Annotated in this window: 1 protein-coding gene; it reads right to left on the bottom strand. The window is 65.7% G+C overall.

The genetic code is table 11. The annotated features are described in order from the left end of the window. Window positions 1-233: hypothetical protein (locus tag ACFHWE_RS23665; protein WP_416604086.1), on the bottom strand; the 233-nt coding region annotated here is incomplete at its 3' end. Between the last annotated feature and the right edge of the window lie 303 nt (window positions 234-536).

Here is a 536-nt window from a genome sequence, read left to right as displayed (position 1 = left end):
TTGTTGAAGAAGGGGTCGGGGTCGTTCCTTGTGGGGGCGGCTCCGGTCCTTTCTTTTTTGTGTCGGGGCTTGTGAACATGTGAAGCTTCTGGGGCGTGCCGATGGAGATTCATCTCTCGCCGCGTTTGCCGCTGTTCCGCTGCCGTTGCACCGGCCAGGCCGACGATGGTGATGATCTTCGAGTAGATGCCGTAAGCTGTGGAGAAGATTACTGACGCGCTGCCACTCATCACGGTGGTGGCGCTTTTGAGTGTTTACGGGCGGGTTGATGACTGAGGACAGCCGATCGGAAGACCGCGAGGACTCCGCACGCGACCGAGGCCGCTCCGGGGGGACGGGCGGTCGGAGTGGTGACCGGTCCCGATCCGGCTACAGGAGTTCGGGGGACCGGGGAGGCCGTGACCGCGACGATCGCGGTGGCTATCGGGGTCGGCGTGACGACCGTGATGGCCGTGGTGGTTTCCGGGGCCGTGACGACCGCGGCAGCGGTTACCAGCGGCGCGACGACCGTGACCAGCGGGGCCGTGACCGGCGCG

The sequence above is a fragment of the Nocardiopsis sp. LOL_012 genome, from assembly GCF_048060475.1.
Classification (GTDB): Bacteria; Actinomycetota; Actinomycetes; order Streptosporangiales; family Streptosporangiaceae; genus Nocardiopsis.
The sequence above is the reverse complement of the archived record's forward strand: the minus strand, read 5'-3'. Positions and strand labels throughout refer to the sequence as shown.